At 59.8% G+C, this 20,362-nt stretch carries 20 protein-coding genes; 6 read left to right on the forward strand and 14 right to left on the reverse strand.

The window, feature by feature from the left end:
- From ACM5SV_RS00295 to ACM5SV_RS00320, 6 genes are all read right to left on the reverse strand, one after another.
- A complete protein-coding gene (locus tag ACM5SV_RS00295; protein WP_419424873.1) occupies positions 1-810 on the reverse strand; it encodes an alpha/beta fold hydrolase in 810 nt (269 codons plus the stop codon).
- Positions 807-1,652 (reverse strand): sugar phosphate isomerase/epimerase family protein, encoded by an 846-nt coding sequence (locus ACM5SV_RS00300; RefSeq protein WP_003562554.1) that lies wholly within the window; start codon positions 1,650-1,652, stop codon positions 807-809. Before ACM5SV_RS00300 ends, ACM5SV_RS00295 begins: the two co-directional genes overlap by 4 nt.
- On the reverse strand, positions 1,652-2,728 hold the full coding sequence (locus ACM5SV_RS00305; RefSeq protein WP_012755540.1) for a Gfo/Idh/MocA family protein: 1,077 nt from the start codon (positions 2,726-2,728) through the stop codon (positions 1,652-1,654). Before ACM5SV_RS00305 ends, ACM5SV_RS00300 begins: the two co-directional genes overlap by 1 nt.
- A gap of 134 nt (positions 2,729-2,862) precedes the next feature.
- Complete coding sequence (locus ACM5SV_RS00310; RefSeq protein WP_017996269.1) at positions 2,863-4,008, reverse strand: ABC transporter ATP-binding protein; 1,146 nt, start codon at positions 4,006-4,008, stop codon at positions 2,863-2,865.
- A gap of 340 nt (positions 4,009-4,348) precedes the next feature.
- Positions 4,349-5,290, reverse strand: a complete 942-nt coding sequence (locus ACM5SV_RS00315) for a PfkB family carbohydrate kinase (protein ID WP_221971614.1) — start codon at positions 5,288-5,290, stop codon at positions 4,349-4,351.
- Positions 5,291-5,293: 3 nt separating this feature from the next.
- Complete coding sequence (locus tag ACM5SV_RS00320; protein ID WP_003562561.1) at positions 5,294-6,094, reverse strand: class I fructose-bisphosphate aldolase; 801 nt, start codon at positions 6,092-6,094, stop codon at positions 5,294-5,296.
- Positions 6,095-6,375: 281 nt separating this feature from the next.
- Between ACM5SV_RS00320 and ACM5SV_RS00325 the strand changes: the two genes are divergently transcribed.
- Positions 6,376-7,137 (forward strand): DeoR/GlpR family DNA-binding transcription regulator, encoded by a 762-nt coding sequence (locus tag ACM5SV_RS00325; protein WP_012755536.1) that lies wholly within the window; start codon positions 6,376-6,378, stop codon positions 7,135-7,137.
- Between the two features lie 92 nt (positions 7,138-7,229).
- Here ACM5SV_RS00325 and ACM5SV_RS00330 read toward each other — a convergent pair whose 3' ends face one another.
- On the reverse strand, positions 7,230-8,048 hold the full coding sequence (locus ACM5SV_RS00330; protein ID WP_017996271.1) for a sugar phosphate isomerase/epimerase family protein: 819 nt from the start codon (positions 8,046-8,048) through the stop codon (positions 7,230-7,232).
- A gap of 282 nt (positions 8,049-8,330) precedes the next feature.
- On the opposite strand from ACM5SV_RS00330, the gene ACM5SV_RS00335 reads away from it, so the two are divergent.
- Together ACM5SV_RS00335 and ACM5SV_RS00340 are read left to right on the forward strand one after the other, a co-directional pair.
- Positions 8,331-9,479 carry a Gfo/Idh/MocA family protein gene (locus ACM5SV_RS00335; RefSeq protein WP_419424874.1) on the forward strand — a complete coding sequence of 383 codons (1,149 nt, stop codon included), beginning with the start codon at positions 8,331-8,333 and terminating at the stop codon, positions 9,477-9,479.
- Complete coding sequence (locus ACM5SV_RS00340) at positions 9,476-10,411, forward strand: alpha/beta hydrolase (protein ID WP_221965557.1); 936 nt, start codon at positions 9,476-9,478, stop codon at positions 10,409-10,411. The genes ACM5SV_RS00335 and ACM5SV_RS00340 overlap by 4 nt, the downstream gene beginning before the upstream one ends.
- Positions 10,412-10,431: 20 nt before the next feature.
- On the opposite strand, the gene ACM5SV_RS00345 is transcribed toward ACM5SV_RS00340, so the two are convergent.
- Entirely contained in the window at positions 10,432-11,466 is a 1,035-nt protein-coding gene (locus ACM5SV_RS00345) for a LacI family DNA-binding transcriptional regulator (RefSeq protein ID WP_222026799.1), read from the reverse strand.
- 573 nt (positions 11,467-12,039) lie between these two features.
- Between ACM5SV_RS00345 and ACM5SV_RS00350 the strand changes: the two genes are divergently transcribed.
- The 3 genes from ACM5SV_RS00350 to ACM5SV_RS00360 all read left to right on the forward strand — a co-directional run bounded on the left by ACM5SV_RS00350 (position 12,040) and on the right by ACM5SV_RS00360 (position 15,164).
- Entirely contained in the window at positions 12,040-13,287 is a 1,248-nt protein-coding gene (locus ACM5SV_RS00350) for an ABC transporter substrate-binding protein (protein ID WP_221965555.1), read from the forward strand.
- 87 nt (positions 13,288-13,374) lie between these two features.
- A complete protein-coding gene (locus tag ACM5SV_RS00355) occupies positions 13,375-14,313 on the forward strand; it encodes a carbohydrate ABC transporter permease (RefSeq protein ID WP_113545703.1) in 939 nt (312 codons plus the stop codon).
- 5 nt (positions 14,314-14,318) lie between these two features.
- Positions 14,319-15,164, forward strand: coding sequence for a carbohydrate ABC transporter permease (locus ACM5SV_RS00360; protein ID WP_033183234.1), 846 nt, complete (start codon positions 14,319-14,321; stop codon positions 15,162-15,164).
- On the opposite strand, the gene ACM5SV_RS00365 is transcribed toward ACM5SV_RS00360, so the two are convergent.
- Genes ACM5SV_RS00365 through ugpA form a run of 6 tightly spaced genes read right to left on the reverse strand, consistent with a single transcriptional unit; the run spans position 15,122 to position 20,357 of the window.
- Positions 15,122-15,967 (reverse strand): HAD-IIB family hydrolase, encoded by an 846-nt coding sequence (locus ACM5SV_RS00365; RefSeq protein ID WP_419424875.1) that lies wholly within the window; start codon positions 15,965-15,967, stop codon positions 15,122-15,124. The genes ACM5SV_RS00360 and ACM5SV_RS00365 overlap by 43 nt on opposite strands.
- Entirely contained in the window at positions 15,964-16,749 is a 786-nt protein-coding gene (locus ACM5SV_RS00370; protein ID WP_113545706.1) for a DeoR/GlpR family DNA-binding transcription regulator, read from the reverse strand. Before ACM5SV_RS00370 ends, ACM5SV_RS00365 begins: the two co-directional genes overlap by 4 nt.
- 9 nt (positions 16,750-16,758) lie before the next feature.
- Positions 16,759-17,508 (reverse strand): glycerophosphoryl diester phosphodiesterase, encoded by a 750-nt coding sequence (locus ACM5SV_RS00375; protein ID WP_221965631.1) that lies wholly within the window; start codon positions 17,506-17,508, stop codon positions 16,759-16,761.
- A gap of 55 nt (positions 17,509-17,563) precedes the next feature.
- Positions 17,564-18,610: a sn-glycerol-3-phosphate import ATP-binding protein UgpC gene (locus ACM5SV_RS00380; protein ID WP_419424876.1), complete on the reverse strand. Its 1,047-nt coding sequence runs from the start codon at positions 18,608-18,610 to the stop codon at positions 17,564-17,566.
- Position 18,611: 1 nt separating this feature from the next.
- The gene (gene ugpE / locus ACM5SV_RS00385) at positions 18,612-19,460 is read right to left on the reverse strand and encodes a sn-glycerol-3-phosphate ABC transporter permease UgpE (RefSeq protein WP_003562583.1); all 849 of its coding nucleotides are present in this window, start codon (positions 19,458-19,460) and stop codon (positions 18,612-18,614) included.
- A 12-nt stretch (positions 19,461-19,472) separates the two neighbouring features.
- Complete coding sequence (gene ugpA / locus ACM5SV_RS00390) at positions 19,473-20,357, reverse strand: sn-glycerol-3-phosphate ABC transporter permease UgpA (RefSeq protein WP_003562585.1); 885 nt, start codon at positions 20,355-20,357, stop codon at positions 19,473-19,475.
- Positions 20,358-20,362 lie beyond the last annotated feature (5 nt).

The raw sequence follows: 20,362 nt of genomic DNA on the forward strand, positions 1-20,362 counted from the left end.
TCAGAGCTCCTTCAGAAAATGGCCCATGGCAAGCCGGAAGTCGGCGACGTATTGCGGACGGCTCTCAGTCTTCGGCGTGATCTGCACGAAGCGCGCGCCGGCAATCCGCTCGACAAGAGCATGCGCGTATGCGAAAGGATGAATGCTGTCCCGATCATGGCCGATAACCAGCGTCGGTACGGTGAGATTGCCGACCTCCTCGTCGGTCACATCGGGACCATCATTGGAAATCCTGGTGAGCAGTTCGGCGGTCACATCCAAAGGCGTGCGGGAGAAAAAACCGGCAAGCGAGGCCAGATTGTCCGGCGCCTCGGCGGCGAGCCGCACGCCCACCGGCCCGGCAAGGAATGCGGTCTTTGCTTCGCCCAGTGGCAGAGTTTTCAGAAGCCGCCCGACTTCGGCGTTGGGTGCCATATTCTCCGGCGCGGATGCCGTCAGCCAGGCCGGCCTTGCTATGATCAGAGCCTTGACAAGATCGGGCCGCTTGACCGCGAGACGCAGGGCGATCGCCGCGCCCATCGAGATGCCGCCGATCACGATCGGCGGCATAAGGTTCTTTTCGATATAGGCGGCGATATCATCGCAGAAGGTCGCGATCGACAGCTGCTCCGGATTGCCGGTTTGGGAATGGCCGTGGCCGCGCGCTTCGATCGTTACCCGGCGAAAACCCGCTTCGAGCGGAAAGGCTTCGTCGGTCTGCGCCGCGTCGCCGCATAAGCCATGCTGGAAGATTATGGACGCGCCCTCGCCCGCCATATCGACATTGAGAATGGTCCCGTCGCTGGTTTCGAACGGTTCAGCCCATCTCATCTTCCTGCCCCCACAGCTTCGCCGCCGAGACTGCTCTTCAGGAAACTCGCCGCACCGGCCGCCTCCGAAGCCGAAAGGCCATGTGTGACGAGACTGCCCTCGAAGCCGATCGCCTTGAGACGGCCGAGATAATGCGCGTAGTCGAGCACACCCTTGCCGGCGGTCGCGAAACTACCGTCCGGATTGCGATCTTTCGCATGTGCCATGACGATCCGATCGGCCAGAAGGTCGATGGCGGAAGAGACAATGTTCCGCTGCTCATCGAGCGTCGCGACCTCGAAGAGATTGGCTGGATCGAGCACGATCTTGATGCGGGGGCTCTTCAGTGCCGTAATCAGCCGATGGGCTTTCTCAGCCGAGTTGACGACATTGGCAAGCTCGGGCTCGACGCCGAGATCGACATCGTAACGCTCGGCGATCTCGATGGCCGCGCCCATCGCCTCGAGGAGATCCCGCCAGGCCTCCGGCGTGTCGTTGTCGGCATGCGCCTTCCACTGGTCGATGGGGTCGCGTGTGCCGGTGCAGAGCGTGATCAAGGTGGTCGACATGCCGGCGCAGCGCTCGGCCAGGGTCGCCAGTTTGCGAAGGCCGGCCTCGCGCACGGCGAGATCCGGATGAATCATGTTGAAGGTGCCGGAAACGGCAACGATCTCGACGCCGCTGCTACGCGCCGCTTCGCCGACTGCGCGGGCCTGGGCTTCCGTGATGATCTCCGGCATCGGCGCAAGGCCCGAGCAGGCCATATTGTATTGTGCGCAACTGAACCCGGCGCCAGCGACCGAGTTGAGAACGGTTACGGGTTCCGTTCCCTCGAAGGTCTTTGCGAAGATGCCGAGCTTCATCACACGCCACCCGTGACGTCGGACAGCGCAACCGCCTTGCCGCTTTCGGCGGAACGCGCGACGGCAACCATGGCCCGGACGGATGCGAGGCCATCATCGATATCGGCCCCTTCCATCACCGCGCCATCCAGAATGGTGCGGGCGAAGCCTTCGACCTGGCGGCGGTAGAAATGGCCGTCGGCACCGAGAACACGGTGTGTGGCGCCGTCCGCTTCCCGGAAAATGTCGACCTCACTGCTCTTGTAGTACCACGGGTTATAGGTCTTGCCCAAAATGCTGCCGTTCTTGCCATAGATCTGGAAGCCTTCGTGCCAGTCCATGCGCACCTGGACGGTGAGATCGAGATGGCCGAGCGTGCCGGAGGCAAATTCCACGTCCACGAACCAGCACCAGATACCGGCTCGCTCGGACAGACGAGCGTTGACGGAAACGATGTCGCCGGCGAAATAACGGGCCGTGTCGATCAGATGGCAACCATGGGCAAGCATATAGTAGCGCCGCAGGTCGGCCTTCGGATTGGCGGAGGGTTTCTTCGCATTGGCGCTGGTGACGATCAGGGGCTGAACCGCATCGGTCATCGGATAGCGGTGCGTGCTGTCGCAATACCATGCTTTCAGAGCGACCATCTCGCCCATTTCATCGCGGATGAAGGACTTGGCAGCCTGCAGCCCCGCGTCGAAACGCTTCATATGCCCGACCTGAAACACCTTTCCCGACGTGTCGACCACAGCCTTCAGTTCAAGGCATTCCTCGATGGTGACACCGACGGGTTTTTCGCACAGCACATGCTTGCCTGCCTGAAGGGCGCGAATGGAAGCAGGCACGTGAAAGGCGTCGGCGGTCGCGATGACCACGGCATCGAGGTCGGGATCGGCCAGCATCTTGTCGTAGTCGTCATAGGTTTTTTCCGCCCCATGGGTGATGGCCATACGTTCGCGGAGATCTTCGGCAACATCGCAAATTGCATAAAGGTCGGCATTGGCTGCCTTGGTGCAGCTCTCGAAATGCGCGGCCTGGGCAATCTGGCCCGCTCCCAATACGCCGATGCGGAGACGTCGTTCCTGTTTTGCTGGCATCGATAAGCCCTTTAAGTCGGATACTGAAGATGAACGCTGGTTTCGGCGTCGGATGGAATGCTTTCAAGACATCGAACGTCGACAACGGCTTGTGGCCGGACTGCCAGCAGCGCCTGCGGCTCTCCCTCGTCACGTCACAGCGCCATATGCGTTTGAGGGTGGAAAAAGTGCAGTTTCGCCGGGTCGATGGCCAGGTCGATCGATTGGCCTGTCTCGACCGCGCTGACCGCTTCGAACCGCGCGACGGCATTGGCGGCCCCGCTCAGGTCCTCGACGGCATCGGGGTCGCCCGAGTCGATGCGGACCGCGTCGATCTTCAAATGCACGATCAGCTCGGAGCCAAGCTCCTCGATCGATTTCACGACAACCGGGATCGTCGGATGGGAGGCGCCAGATGGCAACCGGCTGTCGTAGAGGTCCTCGGGCCTGACCCCAAAGATCACATCCTTTCCCTCGAAAGCGGATAGACCGGGAGCGCCCTCGAAGGCGCCGCCGGACAAGGGGATGGAGAAGCCCGGCAGATGGATCCGTCCGCCCGCCAGACGCCCTTCGAAAAGGTTCATCGACGGCGAACCGATAAAGCCGGCGACAAACGCATTGACCGGGCGGTGATACAGAGCCTTGGGCGTATCCACCTGCTGCAGCACGCCGCCCTTCAGCACCGCGACCCGATCGCCCATGGTCAGCGCTTCAGTCTGGTCGTGCGTCACATAGATCGTCGTCACGCCCAGCTGTCTCTGCAGGCTGGCGATCTCTGCCCGCATCTGAACACGCAGCTTCGCATCGAGGTTCGAGAGCGGTTCGTCCATGAGGAATGCCGCGGGCTCGCGGACCATGGCGCGGCCCATCGCAACACGCTGGCGCTGGCCGCCCGAAAGCTGCGCGGGCTTGTTGCCCAGCAAGGGCTCCAGCTGCAGGATCTTGGCGATTTCGTGGACACGTTTGGTGCGTTCGGCCTTGTTCTTTCCGGCCAGCTTCATCGAAAAGGCAATGTTATCGAACACGGTCATGTGCGGATAAAGCGCATAGCTCTGAAAGACCATGGCAATATCCCGGTCCTTGGGCGCGAGATCCACGACGTCCTGGCCGCCGATGCTCAATGTTCCGCTGCTGATTTCCTCGAGCCCGGCAATCATGCGCAGAGCGGTCGATTTTCCGCATCCGGACGGCCCGACCAGAATCAGAAACTCGCCATCATGGATCGTCAGGCTCAGATCCTTGATCGCATGGTAGCTGTTTCCGTAGGTCTTGCAGATTTTGTCGAGTACAACCACAGCCACGTCTCGTCCTCCCGTACCAGTCCGGATCATATCTTCAGACGGCGCTCCCCGCCGTGTCCGATCCTTTTGACAAGAAAGCTCAGGCCTGAGCTTCAAAGTCAACCAAAGAATCGATGATATTTCGCCGCAGATTACCAGCCGCTCTTAATATCTATTTGAAACGTATCATTATTTTACCAGAAATTAAAAATAAACTGCGGAATTATATTTTTTATCGCGCGTAACTTTTATGATCGAACTTGCCGCTGTTGAGAGATCGCTCAAAGTGATTCAATGACACGCCAGCCGTGAGGCTCTGCTGGGTCAGTCGATCGGTGCCGGCACCCATCGCCGCCCGCGCTCATTTTTGGCATCCCGGCATCGGCATCGGCACAGGCGCATTCTCCGCCGCCATCCATGCCAGGCACATAAGGTGATCCGGCAGGCCTCTGCGCCCTCCCCGTGCGGTCACGGAAATGGCGGCCGCCGCCGCGGCATAGGCAGTGCAATCAAGCGGGCTCTTACCCTCTGCGAGAGCAAGGGCGTAGGCACCGTGAAAACAATCCCCGGCGCCGGTCGTGTCGACCGCCTGAACTTGATAGGCCGGCACATGCCAGCGGGTGGCATCGCCTCTCTGACGGAGGTAGGTCCCTCGTTCGCCATCAGTCAGGACAACCGCGGACCGATCCCCCGACCAGAGCTTGTCCAGGATCATCGTTGGATCACCCTCGCCGGTGTACTCCCGCCCGAAGGCAAGCGGCAGCACCAGGTGATCGGCAAGAGCCAGGATCCGGTCGGTCGCGGCACCGACCGTCCATTCGATATCGGCAATCACGGCCAGGCCCAAGGCGCGTGCGCGCGCCACGACGTTTTCCGAGTGCGTGGCGTAGCCATCGATCAGCAGCACCGGGGCCTGCATCAGAACATCGTCCGGCAGCGCATCCGACGTGCCGTGCAGCACATCATCGTCATAAGCGATGAACCGGTCGCCGTCGGGACCGACGGTGATCACGGAGCGGATCGGCGCGGCATCCGCGTGGCGGGGAGCCAGCGATATATCGACACCGTCCCGCTCGAGCTCGCTTCCCGCCACGTCGGCCGTTGTGTCATTGCCGAGCCAGCCGATGAAGCCGGCCCGCCCGCCGAGCCGGGCGACGGCAACAAGGGCCGTCGCCACGTTGCCGCCATGGTCCGTGGCGCGCTTCTTCACCTTCCCTTTGCCGGCCGTCAGGCCCCGATCGACATAGATGATGTCATCGATTGCCAGGGCGCCGAAGCCCAGAACCTGGAAAGGGCGCGACACGTCTCAAGCACCGGCCGCCGCCAGCGCATCCTCCGGCGTCATCCCCTTATGAATGACGAACTTGAAGGCGCGCGCGGCCATGGTCGTGTCGCCGTGACCCCAGAGGTTGCGACCGACGACCGCGCCTTTGGCCCCAGCGCGCAGTGCTTCCGACGTCTGGACGAGCGCGCCGAGCAGCGTATCGGTCTTCGGGCCGCCGGCGATCACGACCGGAATCGGGCAAGTCGCAACGGTCTCGCGGAAGGACTCGAAATCGCCGGTGTAGCCGACCTTGATCACGTCGACGCCGGCCTCGAAGCCGATGCGCACGGCGTAAGCGATTTCATCCGGGGTGAACACGATCTTGCCGCCGTCGGAGAAATCGCGGGGATAGACGTGGGCAACGACCGGCATCTCGAAGCGGGCGGCGGCGTTGACCGTATCGGTGAGCCAGCGGATATACTCTCCTTCGGTGGCGCCGCGCACGGGAATGGCGACAGCCAGAGCGTCCGCACCATAACGAACCGCGTCCTCCGGGGTCGCAATGAGCTGGCGAATACGGTCGTCGGCGGTGAAGCAACCGCCCTGAATGACGAGCGCTGCCTTTCCGGCGTATTCCGACCAGAGGTGGCGCGCCGCGCCAGGCTGGATGCTGATGTAGTCGGGGCCTCCCGCCATGACGCGTCTGAGCGCACCCGGCAGGTCGGCAAGCCCGCCCTCACGCACATTGCCATAACCGACAAAATGATCGACGGCGCCTCCGAACAAGTGACCCGATGGGTTCGAGAACAGGCGTGCGAGGCGGATTTTGGTTCCGAGACCCATGGCGAGACTTCCTTTGTGATTGCCGACTTTGTGATTGCAGGCTTGCGATTGCCGGCGCCGATGCTGGAAAAACCCTAACTCGAAAACAAACAAACATTCAATATTTCGATTTCTTTCGTTTTTACAAGAATGATGAATTTTTGACGTGCATTTTCGTCGTTGAACGGCTATTTCTACAGCAGAAGCCGTAGGATGAGACAGCGAGCTTTCGTTTTTCAAAAGTCGCAGCGTCGCAATTTCAAAAGTCGCAGTGTCGCAAATAACAGCAGTCGGGATCACATATGCTTGCAGAGCAGAGGCGGCAGCAGATCATGCTGGAACTTCAACGGGTCGGCCAGGCACGCACCCGCCAGCTCGCGGAATTCTTCGAGGTCTCGGAAGTGACGATCCGCTCCGATCTCGAAATCATGGACGCCAAGAAGCAGCTGATCAAAACGCATGGCGGGGCAATCGCCCTGCCGTCCGACTCTCCGGCAGCAGCCTTCGAGGAACGCATGCAACGCAATTTCGATGCGAAGCGCCGCATCGCCCAGATGGCTGCGAGACAGATCATCGATAACCAGTCGATCGTCTTCGACAGCGGCTCGACGCTGCTGCAGGTCGCCATGCAGATGCCACCAGTCAACAACGTCGTGGTTGCGACAACGGCAATGAACATCGCCCAGCATCTGATGTACCGGCCAGGGCTCGACGTGCACATGATCGGCGGCCGCGTGTTTCCCAGCACCGTGAGCACGATCGTACAGGACTCCGACAAGGCGGTCGGCGGCCTCGTCGCCCACCAGGCTTTTGTCGGCGCCCACGCGATCGATCAGGCCTTCGATGTCGTCGATGTCTCCGAGGACGTGGCACGGACCAAGCGCAACCTGGTTCGCATGGCGCGGCGTGTCGTCCTCGTGGCGGATTCGAGCAAATTTGACGTCGGCGCCTCCTCCAAAGCCTTCTCGCTGTCGCGCGTCGACTTGATCATCACGGACAGCAACATGCCGCACAGCATTCGCCACAGGCTCGATAAGCTGGGCGTGGAGGTTCGCTACGCGTGACCTGCAGTCCACCTCTCCAATTTACAAGAGAGACAGGAGAGGCTTTGGCATCGACGGATAGCTTTGGCCGACGCCACGGAATACGAGATGGGCTAAAACCCCAGACGTCGAAGCGTCTCGCGGTTCGCTCGAACGGCGGCGGCAGGATCGGTTCCGGCATGGTCCGATTCTTCTTCCACCACGATCCAGCCGATAAAGTTCGGCGCATCCCGAACGGTCGAAACCACGGCAGGCACGTCGCAGACGCCTTCGCCCAGCATCGCCCAGATCCCGCCGGCGTCGACATCCTTCAGATGCACGTAACGGATCCGGTCCCGGTGGGCCGCCAGCGTATCGCCGATCTGCTGGCCGCCACGCAGGATATGACCGGTATCCGGCACCCAACCCACCTGTGGATCCAAGAGAGCAAACAGCTGATCATAGTCGTTCCGCGTGAACAGCAGCGTGTTGTGGTGCGAGGAAGGATGGACAGCTACAGCGACGCCAGCCGACCGTCCGATCTCGGTTGCACGATTGTAGCACTCGGCCGCAATGGCGAATTTCTCATCGCGCGGACCATCCGAGACGACCGTCGCCGATCCCATCGATATCATCGCGCCGGGAAAGTTCGCTGCGAAATCGACCCATCGCCGCGCCGTGTCGAGATCGGAGGCAATCTTTTCCGCCACCGTGAAGCCGCTGGCGGAGCCGAAGGCAAAGGAAACCAGCGCCAAACCGGCATCCGCCAGGGTGCGGGCAAAGTCGGCAGGCTTGAGCGCGTAGTGACCGATCATCGTGTCGGTGATTTCGATACCGGCATATCCGCCGTCGGCAATGGCGCGCACCAGATCGTCCGGGCCGCCGCTCCAACCTGTCCCCAGCATCTCCCAGGTGAATGTTTGGCAGCCGATCTGCAGCTCAGCATTTTTCATATCGCGGTCCTGACCTATTCGTTGATGACAGCCGATACCGAAGCCGGCTGCTTCCCCGCGCGGGCAATCCTCAGGGGCTCCGCCGACCTTGCAAAACTCCTTCCGCCTGGGAGGCGGCCGAAGGCCGGAAAGGCGGGCTCTTCAGCGGGGATTGCGACGCCAGCGTCTTGCCATTACGTACGGTCAAATGTTAGCGTACGTCAATATATTTTATCCCTTGCGATTAAAATGTAACGTACCCCTCAACCCTTCGCACCCGCAACGGCAAAATCAGGTTCTTCGATGGCACAGACCAATGGTATGAAACTCAGGATCGGCATTGTCGGATGCGGCAACATTTCGCTCGCCTATATGCGCAACGCGCCGCTGTTTCGCGGCGTCGAAATCATCGCCTGTGCAGACCTCAACGCAGACGCCGCCAAACGCCGCGCGGCCGAGTTCGATCTGCGCGCGGCTGACGTCGACAGCCTCATCGACGACCGGAACATCGACCTCATCCTCAACCTGACGATCCCGGCCGCGCATTTTGACGTTTCGATGCGGGCGCTGTCTGCAGGCAAGCATGTCTTCACGGAGAAGCCGCTCGGTGTCACGGCCGCCGAAGGACGCCGCTTGGTGGATGCCGCCGCCGTAAAGGGCCTCATGCTCGGCTCGGCGCCAGATACGTTTCTGGGGGCGGCCGGACGCCATGCCCGGCGGCAGATGGAAGCCGGCGCCATCGGCAAGCCGGTGACCGGGACGGCCTTCATGATGGGGCGCGGCATGGAGCACTGGCATCCGGATCCCGGCTTTTATTACCAGGCCGGCGCCGGCCCGGTCATGGATATGGGGCCTTATTATCTGACGATGATGGTCAATCTGATGGGGCCTATCCGCCGTGTGCAGGCCGTCGCCACAAGCGGGCAGGACGAGCGGCTCATCACGGCGGAGGGACCGAAGCAGGGCACCACGTTCAAGGTCGGCACGCCGACCAGCGTGCTGTCGTTGCTGGAATTCGATTGCGGTGCCACGGTCACCTTCGGCACCTCCTGGGACGTCTTTCGCCACTCCAATCACCCCATCGAACTCCACGGGACCGAAGGCTCGCTGCGCCTGCCCGACCCCGACAATTTCGGCGGCTCCGTTGCGCTCTCCAGCCGCGGCGCGCCCTGGCAGGAAACGGATACGTCAGGCAAACTCTTTGGCGCCGTCAACTGGCCGATCGCAGCGCCTGATCGTGCCAACTACCGCATGCTTGGTCTTGCCGATCTCGCACGCGCAATCATTGAGGGCCGTGCGCCGCGTGCTTCGGGCGATCTCGCTCTCCATGTGCTCGAAGTCATGGAAGCGATCCTGCGTGCCGGTGAAACCGGTGTCGCGCAGACCATTCCGGGTATTGTCGCGCAGCCAAAAGAATTGCGGGAAGACGAAGCGAGGAGTTTGCTGGCATGACACAACTGGATGAATCCGCCAAACGTGCGCTTGCATGGCCCGGCGATCCCCAAACGCCGGTCGAAAGCTGCACGCCGGCGCTGGCGCGGCAGCAATATCTGGATAGTTTCGCAGACATTCAACGGCCGCTCGAAGACGTAGCCGAGATCCTGGAAAGGCATGCGGGCGCAATCCGGTTGAAGATATGGCGCGGCCGCGCTGCGCCGCGCCAGGGCGCACCGGCCTTGCTCTATCTCCATGGCGGCGGCTTTGTCATCGGCGCGCCGGAAACCCATGAGGATATCTGCCGGACGCTTGCCAATATGGCAGGCGCCGTCGTGGTTTCGCCCGACTATCGCCTGGCCCCGGAACACCCCTTTCCCGCTGCCATTGACGACTGCGCCGCCACACTCGTCTGGATGACGGAGCAGGCGGATGCGCTGGGCATCGATCCCTTGCGAATTCTCGTCGCCGGCGATAGCGCCGGTGGCAATCTGGCCGCCGTCGTCGCCCTGTTGGCGCGGGACGGACAGGTGCCGGCTGTCATCGGACAGGTGCTGATCTATCCGGTGACCGATCAGTTGCAGACAAGCGACAGCTACTTGCGTTACCAAGAGGATTTCGGCCTGACGGCCGCGGCGATGAAATGGTTCCGAGACCACTATCTGCCGGAACCTACGAGCCGGTCGGACTGGCGAGCCTCGCCGCTGAACGTAGCGTCGCTGGCGGGCGTGGCGCCGGCGCTCGTGATCCTTGCCGGATACGACGTGCTGTTCGACGAAGGGGCCGCTTATGCCGAGCGGCTCAGCACCGAGGCGAAGGCAACGACCCGGACCTGGCCCGGACAGATCCATGGCTTCGTATCGAAGCGACGGGCTATTCCGGAAGCACAAGAGGCCCTCGAAGCCATCGCAATGGCATGGCGCGCCATGGACCCTGCGCTTACCCGTTGAGGCAGGAACCCGTGCCGGCCTCAAGCCGATTCGCGCATAACCAGCGTTGCCTCGAGGATCACCTTGTTCGTCGTAGGGGTCGTTCCATCATCCTCGCTCTCGATATGTGCCAGCAAAAGCTCCACGGATTTCGCGGCGATCTCCGGCGCGTTCTGAGCCATGGTCGTCAGCGACGGGCAGGTGTATCGGCTAAGCGGGTGGTCGTCGTGCCCGGCAATGCGTACGTCGCACGCGTCGCTACGACCGATTTTCAGTCCCGAAGCGAATGCGGCAGCCATTGCTCCGAAAGCGAAGCGGTCATTGGCGCATAGCAGCGTTTTGCCGGGAAGACCGTCTTTGGCAAGAATTCTCTGCATCTGCTCGTATCCGAGACGCTCGAATTCCCAGGAAGGTGGTGCGTCGCAATCGATGACCAGCGGAGTATGCCCCTCCCTCGCCATGGTCGCGCGGTAGCTCTCCTGCCGCTCGCCAGCATTTTCGGTCAAATGTGGAATCTCCAGGAATATCGGTGGCTCACCGGACCGGCAGAGATATTGCACAATGGCTGCCATGCTTTGCGCGTTATCGTTTCCGACATAGGGAAGGTCAGCGCCGGCAGGGTTGTCGAAGCAGACGACGGGGATTGCGCCGCTTAGTCTTTCCAGCGCGGAACGGCGTGAACCGGCTCCGAGCGGCGCCACGATCGCGCCTGCAACCTTCAGCGACAGCAAGGTCCGCACGGCCTCCGCCTCCAGCTCCGGCCGCGTGTGCGAAGAGATCTGCACGGGCCAGAATCCCTTTTCGCGCAACTCCAGCTCGATCAGCGACACGACCTGCACATAAAAGGGATCCGACATGGTCGGGACCAGAATCCCGATATTCCTGGTCCGCTTGCGATTGAGATGCCGGGCGAAAAGGTTCGGCTCGAAATGCGACTTCTTGAGAGCCGCCTCGATGCGCTTGCGGGTCACCTCCTTGATCTGCGAGGGATCATCGAAATATTTCGACAAGGTCGGACGCGATACGCCGGCGGCGGTCGCGAAGTCGTCCATCGATTTATAATTCTTCTTGGCCATTCAATTCCTTACCGGCGGGACGACGACAACTGATCGGGTATGACTTCACGCAACGGCCGATCCTCTGACGCGCCAAATCACGCATTCGGCAATTTGTACAGGTGATCTTCGTATCCTCAATCGTCGAAACCGACCACGTAAGCCGGCGTGATCCGTCACTTTTGGTGCGGGCCCTGCCCTCCCTTTCGAAAATCGAAATATTCCCTTCACTGCGACTTGCGCCGTTTGCGCCGCGTGGGTGCAAAAGGTGCTTGTTTCAGCGCCCCAAATTCGAAAATTTGCAGTGAAGACGCCGGGTTCCACGCTTTTCATTTTGTTGGGTAAACTTTCATTTGTTTACGAAAGTAAAGAAAAAATGCGTCACAAGCAACACAAATGCTGCAGAAAAATACCGATAATGTCAATCAATTTTATTATTTTTTATCAATGATTTAACTCGACGCACGCCGTGAATGCCGGCCTCCCAACTTTTTCCGATCGCAGTTCTTCATTGACAGATAGGGCCTTCAGGGAACCTACTTTGCCTACGATCTTGAGGAGGATCGATTAACTGACAATCTTTGGGAGGCACAGATGAATATCAGAAAATTCGGCGTGACGATGCGGGCTGCCGTAGCGGTATGGGCGCTCTGCGCCACATCCGCGTTTGCCGACACCACCATCGAGTTCATTCAATGGTGGGAACCCGAAATGCCGTCCGGCGCCTTGCGCGGCATTATGAACGATTTCGAAGCCAAAAATCCCGGCATCAAGGTGACGCTTGTCAGCGGTCCCTATGCCACGACGCGTGACCAGATCGTCGTCGGCGCCGCCTCGGGAACGCTCAGCGACGTGGTCGGCCTCGATGGTGCCTGGGTAAACGGGCTCGCCAAGCAGGGCGCGATCGCCTCCATGGACGAACTGATGGAGAAGGCGAAATACGACAAGAGCCAGATCACCGATATCGTCAAGGTCGATGGCAAGAGCGTGATGTTCCCACTGGCATCCTTCGTCTACCCGGTCTTCGTGAACCTGGATATCTCCAAGGCCGCCGGCGTCGACAAGTTGCCGACCACGCGCACGGAATTCGCTGAAGCCGCGAAGAAGATGACCGACGCCTCGAAGAACCAGTACGGCTGGGTTCTGCCGCTATCGCTGCAGTCTCCGAGCGGAATCCAGAACGACGTCATGTCCTGGGTCTGGGCCTCCGGCGCCTCGATGCTGAAGGACGGCAAGCCTGACCTCGAAAATGACGCCGTCGTCGGCACGCTCGATTATCTTGCCTCGCTCAACAAGGAAGGCGTGATTTCTCCCGGCATCTTCGCCAAGAAGGAACAGGACAAGGTCGAAGAATTCGTCAACGGCCGCGTCGGCATGATGGTGGATTCCCTCGCCCATGTGAACCTCATCCGCGAGCGCAATCCGAAGCTCAACTTCGGCATCTCCGCCTTGCCGGCCACTGACGGTTACACCGGCAAGCGCGGCATGCCCTATGCCTCCTGGGGCATCGGCATCAGCGAAGGCAGCCAGCACAAGGACGAAGCCTGGAAGCTGGTCGAATACCTGATGAGCCCTGACGTTAACGGCCGTCTCGTCTCGATTGCCAATGCCTTCCCCGGCAACGTCCATGCCAAGCCGGACTTCGTGGCCTCGGACCCGATTTTCGCGGAAGCTTTCAAAATCTTCCAGAGCGGCTATCCTGCCAACGAATTCGTCGGTCTTCCGGTTGCCGAAGAGCTGATGCGCGACATGAACGTCGAAGTCCAGAAGATGTTCGACGGCGGGCAGTCAGCCAAGGACGCAGCTGCCAATACCCAGAAGGCGTGGCTCGCGAAGTTCTAAGCACGTCGCTTTCACGATCACCGGCAGCGCAACCTGGCGCTGCCGGTGCATATCGTCAAATCTCGGCAGAATGGAAAGTCACAGCTCATGAATCATTCGGCTACGGCTCTGATCGCTGCGCACCCCAAAGCGCGAAGAAAGGGATGGCTTCGCTACAGCACCTTGAGGAAGCTGGTGCCGTATTTCTACGTGTCGCCGGCGACCCTGCTGCTTGTGCTGCTGATGCTGTTCCCGATGGTGATGGTCTTCAAATATTCTCTGATGGACGGCGCCATCATGAAAAAGGACGCTGCCTTCGCAGGCGTCCAGAACTATGTAACCATCTTCGAAAATCCGGTCTTCTGGCAGTCGGTCGCGCAGACGCTTTATTTCACGATCATGAGCGTCGTCTTCCACTTCATCATCGGCCTGGCCTTTGCGCTGCTGTTGAACACCAACCGCGTCGATCCGCTTATTCGCAGCATCCTGCGTGTGCTCTTCATCCTGCCCTGGCTGTTCACCGCCGTCATCATCGCCATCATCTGGCGCCTGCTGCTCGACCCGAACGGCGTCGTCAACAGCGTGCTGATGGCGCTCCATATCATCAACTTCAAGGTCGAGTGGTTTTCGTCGACGCGCACCGCCATACACGCTTTGACCTTCGCAAACATCTGGGCGGGTTATCCGCTTTACATGGTCAGCCTGCTCGCCGGCCTCCAGGGCATTTCAAAGGAGCTTTACGAGGCAGCCGGTATCGACGGCGCCAACGGACTCCAAAAGTTCTGGTACATCACCATTCCGCAGCTGATGCCGATCATCATCAGCATCGCGCTTCTCGACTTCATCTGGACGATGCAGGTTTTTCCACTGGTATGGATGACGACGGGCGGCGGCCCGATCTATTCGACGGAAGTGCTCTCCACCTTCACCTACAAGCTCGCATTCTCGCAGTATGAATTCTCGCTGGCTTCGGCGAGCGCGATGATCATTCTCATCATCTCGATGAGCGTCACCTATTTCTACATCAAACACCAGCAGCGCAGGTGACCGCCATGGCAAAGCGTTCCTTCAAGAGCTCGGTATTGCCGACCATCCTGACCTATCTCGGTCTGGCGATCGGCCTGGTTTTTTCGGCTTTTCCGATCGTGTGGATGTTCTTCAGTTCGCTGAAATCGAATACCGAAATCTTCGCCCTTCCGCCGCGGCTGTTGCCGGATGATTTTACGGTGGCCGCCTATCTGACGATTTTCAACGATCCGGTGAAAGTGCGGTTCTTCATCAACAGCTACTTCGTCGCCGGCGTCGTCACCGGACTGACCCTCCTCGTCGCCATCGTGACCGCCTACGGCTTCAGCCGCTATCAGTTCCGGTTCAAGAACACCTTGAACATCTTCATCATCAGCACCCAGACTGTTCCGCCGATCACCCTTCTCATCCCCTATTTCGGAATGGTGGTCGCCTTCAGGATCTTCGATACCTATCTGGCACTGATCCTGACCTACATGGTCTTCACACTGCCTTACGCCGTCCTGCTGATGACAGGCTATCTCAACACCCTGCCGAAAGAGCTGGACGAGGCCGTCCTGGTCGACGGCGGTTCGAGCTGGACGGCGCTCTGGCGCGTCATCGTTCCGGTCTCCATCCCCGGGATCGTCGCCACCGCGGTCTACACCTTTCTGCTCGCCTGGAACGAGTTCCTCTTCGCGCTGACGCTGACAAAATCGATGGACCTCAGGACGGTTCCGATCGGCATCCAGCTTCTGATGGGCCAGCACGCCTTCGAATGGAACGAGATGATGGCGATGAGCGTGCTCGGTTCCCTTCCCCTACTGGTCCTTTATCTGGTTGCTCAACGCTACTTCCTGGCAGGCATGACCGCCGGCTCGGTCAAAAGCTGACGAGACGTCTCAGAACCTGCGCCAGCCGCGTCCAAGATCGTTTGGGCAATATCGGCAAAGCCAAGCCCGGCGGGCTGCGAGGAGACCCATTTCGGCGCGTATTGCAATTGTGAAAGAACCGGGATGATGTTGTTGACCCCGAAAGAGTTGCGGATAAAGCCAAACATCGGTGCATCGTTTCGAGAGTCACCGACGAAGGCGGTCACGGCGGCTGTTTGATCGGGATCGATACCGAACATCTCGGTTAAAACGCGCTCGCTCATCGAGCGCTTATTGTAATCGCCGATCCACGTGTTGATGTGGATGGAGCTGATCGCGACCGTTCCGCCCATGGCTCTAATGCTGGATGCCAGATCTTCGACCTCATACGGTTCCTGACCGTGAATGTCGATTGCGACATCCGCCAGCCGGAAGACCTGGTCGTGGGCAATTCTGAACGTCCGGCTCTTTTGCGAGATCAGCTCTTTGATCGTCTGCAGGTGCTGGCGCTGGCGCTCACCCTGTAGGGCGCCATCCTCCCAATAGTCGAAGACCACTTCGCCGTCCTGACGGGTGACGCAATATGCGCCGCTTTCGCCGATGACGGCGGCCACAGGCCAGGCGCGGACGATATGTTCGCACCATCCGGCTGAGCCGCCCGTGACCGGCACGACGGCAATTCCCGCCCGGCTGAGATCCCAGAGAGCGCCGTAGGTCTGCGGCAGAAGTTTACCCTCTGTCGTCAGGGTATCGTCGATGTCGGTGAACAGGTAGCGCACATCCTGTAACTCACGAGCCGATGGCGCAAGGTCTACATAGCTCATGTCATATCCTCGCTGCATGTGACCACGTCCAAGCCGCTCTCGGCGAGGGCATTGGTGGCGGCAGCTTCGCCAGGCAGCCGATCGGTGTAGAAGCGGGTGAGTTTGCTGAATGGCGCAACACGCACGGAAGCGTTGCGCGTCCACTTGCTGACGTCTGCGGCCAGAATCTGCGTTTGTGAATTCTCAAGGAGGGCATTGGTGATTTGGGCTTCGCTATAACTGAAATCCATCAGACCGTTGAGCGGGCTTAAAGCGCCCGCGCCGACGACTGCGTAAGTCGCATAGAATTTTTCGACGAACTTGATCACATCCGTGCCCACCACGTCGCGGTCATCGTGGCGCAAAAGTCCGCCCGTCAAATGGACCTCGACGCTCGGCGCGTCGCAAAGGCTCAAGGCGACGTGGATGTTATTGGTGATCACCGTCAGACCCTGGTGATCACGCAGCGCCTCGGCGACGAACCGAACCGTGCTGCCGATCCCGAGGAACACTGTCGCGTCTGCCCCTATGTCGGCGGCGACGCGCTTGGCGATCAGCCGCTTGGCCCGTCGGTTGAGCTGGGCGCGAGCATTGAGCGAGATGTTGCTGCCCGCGACCGGCAAGTCGACGCCGCCGTGGAAGCGGCGTGCGTGCCCGAGATCGCATAATGCATTGATATCACGACGGATCGTCTGCGTCGTCAGATCATACCGACGTGCCAGTTCCTCGATGTACTGAACACCTTCCGTTTCGATCAGCGCAAGGATCTCACGTTGTCGGCTCGATATGATCCGCTGCCCCATCGCCGCTCCTTACGTGAGGTAGACACTGGGGTCGTCTGTTATCACACCGGTCAAACCCACATCCCAGAATGACGCGAGCCGCTTGGGATCGTTGCAGGTCCACGCCCGCACCGAGATGCCGCGACGCACGGCCTCCTCGAGAAACCCGATACTCAGAGCCTTGTAGTCGAGATGGATGGTCTTTGCGGGAATCGACCGAAGGATATCCAGCCAATCCGCAGGCAGCTTGCTCCACAGCATGGCGAGGTCGTAGCTTGGATCAATCTCGTGCATTCCCCCCAGCGCAGCGGCATCAAAGCTTGAGATCATGATCTTGGTGTGCGCCGCCCGCGCCTTCAGATGTTGATCGACGACTTTGACCAGCTGGTCGAGTGACTTGTGATGGGCATGCTGCTTGATCTCGACATTGGCGTTGAGGCCGAATTCGCCCAGCGCGGAAACAACGCGGGCCAGCGTCGGCAGTGGTTCGCCTTTGAATTTCGGGCTGAACCATGAGCCAGCGTCGATGGCGCCGAGATCTGACGCGGTGAGGTCGGCAAGATTTCCCTTCGACGAGGAACAGCGATCGATGGAAACGTCGTGGATGACGACCGGGGTCCCGTCGGCAAGAAGTGCAACGTCGAGTTCGACCCATTCCGCGCCTTGTTCAGCGGCCGCCCGGAAAGCGGCAATGGTATTCTCGGGCGCAATGGCAGAGGCGCCTCGATGCGCCTGAACCTCACTGCGTCTCGGGCCGGATCTCGGCTCTACGGTCGTCATCGTCTCATCTCTTTCGTCGTCTTCTGGGGTGGGATGGAGAAATAATAAACCGGAGTCAATCTGTGCGTTTTCCGGTATCGCTGTTGAAAGGATGCATTGCGCCGACACGTGCGAAGACGTCGATATTCGCATTCTCGGCAAAATCCGGACGACCCGGTACGGTCAGGACGACCGTCTGCTGGCCCCCTCCCAATCGCACATGCAGATGGCTTTCTCCGCCGATTGGCTCGAGCAACTCGACCGTTGCATCGAGACGAACGGAAGGCTCAACCGGCTTGGCAACAAGCAACGCGTCCGGGCGAAGGCCGACCATATCGGTCCCGGCGGGCAATGCCAGGGCACTTGCGCTGTCGGCTGCCCTGAGGACGTCGATCGGCACAAGATTCATAGGCGGTGAGCCGATGAAGCTGGCGACGAACAAACTCGCCGGGCGATCGTAGACCGCCACGGGCGTGCCGACCTGTTCGACAAGTCCTCCGTTCATGACGACCAGCCGGTCGGCCAGCGTCATCGCTTCAAGCTGGTCATGGGTGACGTAGATGCTGGTGGTCTTCAGGCGCCGTTGCAGCCGGCGTATTTCAACGCGCATCTGCACCCGCAATTTGGCATCGAGATTGGACAGAGGCTCATCGAACAGGAAGGCGGCCGGCTCGCGAACGATCGCCCGCCCCATCGCAACGCGCTGGCGCTGCCCGCCGGAGAGTTCGCGAGGTTTACGATCCAACATCGGCCCGATTTCGAGGATCTCGGCCGCCTCCGCCACGCGGCGGTTGATTTCCGCCCGTTCGGTGCCGCGATTTTTCAAACCATATTCTAGATTTCCGCGTACGGTCATATGCGGATAAAGCGCATAATTCTGAAAGACCATGGCGATATCGCGGTCGGCAGGCTCTGCCTTGTTGACATTGCGGCCGGCAATCTCGACATGGCCTTCGCTGATGGATTCCAGCCCGGCAATCATGCGAAGCAGGGTTGATTTGCCACAGCCGGAGGGGCCGACGAGGACGATGAGTTCGCCGTCTGCGACAGACAGGTTGATGCCCTTGACCGCCGGAACGGCGCCATAATTCTTCTTGACGTCGATGATATTGATCGTTGCCATTTCATTTCTCCGTTTCGACCAGGCCTTTGACAAAAAGGCGTTGCATGGCGACGATGACGAGGACGGGTGGCAGGGCGGCCAGAATGACGGCTGCCATCACAAGGTTCCAGCGCGGCTCGGCATCGGCAACCGCTGCCATGCGCTGGATTCCCATCACGACGGTATAAAAGCTCTGGTCGGTCGTTATGATGAGCGGCCACAGATACTGGTTCCAGCCGAGCACGAACAAGATGATGAAGAGCGCCGCGATGTTGGTGATCGACAGCGGCAGCAGGATATCCCGGAAGAACTTCATCGGCCCTGCGCCATCGACACGGGCAGCCTCCATGAGTTCGTCGGGAACAGTCAGAAAGAACTGACGAAACAGGAAGGTTGCCGTTGCCGATGCGATCAGCGGAATGATGAGGCCGCCGTAATTGTTCAGCATTCCGAGATCGGCGACGACTTTGTAGGTCGGCACGATGCGCACCTCGACCGGCAGCATCAGCGTGATGAAGATCATCCAAAATGCCAAGGTCCGGAACGGAAACCGGAAATAGACGATAGCAAAGGCCGAAAGGATCGAAATAGCGATCTTCCCGACGGCGACGCCAACCGCCATGATCAGCGAGTTGATCATCATGGGCCCGATCGGCGGCGCCCCCGAGCTTGTCATTCCAGATGATAGCATCGTCGAATAGTTCTCGATGATGTGGCTTCCCGGCGTCAGCGGCACGACACCTGACAAGAAGTCGTTTGGACCGTGGCTCGATGCGATGAAAGCCACGTAGACGGGAAATACAACAATCGTGACGCCGATGATGAGGACAAGATGCGCCAGGAAATTTAGGAAGGGGCGATTTTCAACCATCCTCGGGATTCCTCAATATTGCACGCGGCGTTCGATGAAGCGGAATTGGACGGCGGTCAGAGCGATGACGATCACCATGAGAATGACCGACTGCGCCGCCGACGAGCCCAAATTCAGTCCGATGAAGCCGTCGAAATAGACCTTGTAGACAAGGATCTCGGTTGCACGCGCCGGTCCGCCCTGGGTGGTCGCATGAATGATCCCGAAGGTATCGAACATCGCGTAGACGATATTGATGACGATCAGATAGAAGGTTGTCGGTGAGATCAGCGGGAACACGATCGTCCAGAAACGCTTCACAGGACCGGCTCCGTCGATGGCCCCGGCTTCCTGAAGCGAACGCGGGACCGACTGCAGCGCAGCCAAGAAGAATAAGAAATTATAGGAAATCTGCTTCCAAGTCGCCGCGATGACGATCAGGATCATGGCGTCGTCAGGATTGATCAGATGGTTCCAGTTGATCCCCATCGCCCGCAACATATAGGCGACGATGCCGATCGAGGGATTGAACATGAACCACCAAAGAATGCCGGCGATCGCGGGAGCGACGGCATAGGGCCAGATCAGCAAGGTCGAATAAATGCGAGAGGTGCGCAACACGCGCATCGCCGCTGCAGCCAGGAGCAGCGCGATCGCCGTCGATAGGACCGTCACGAGAATGGCGAAGATGAGCGTGTGGCCGAAGGCGTTGATGTAGATCGGATCGGCAAAGAGCCGGCGGTAGTTTTCGAACCAGACGAAACTCGTTTTGAAGCCGAAGGCATCCTGGCGCAGGAAAGATTGCCAGAATGCCGTCGCCGCGGGCCAGAGGAAGAATACCACGGTCACGAAAATTTGGGGTGCGATGAGCAGGTAAGGCAAAAGCTTGTTGGGAAATACGGTCCGTTTGGTTTGCATGGGCC

The organism is Rhizobium sp. CRRU65, assembly GCF_048551595.1.
Taxonomy (GTDB): domain Bacteria; phylum Pseudomonadota; class Alphaproteobacteria; order Rhizobiales; family Rhizobiaceae; genus Rhizobium; species Rhizobium leguminosarum_J.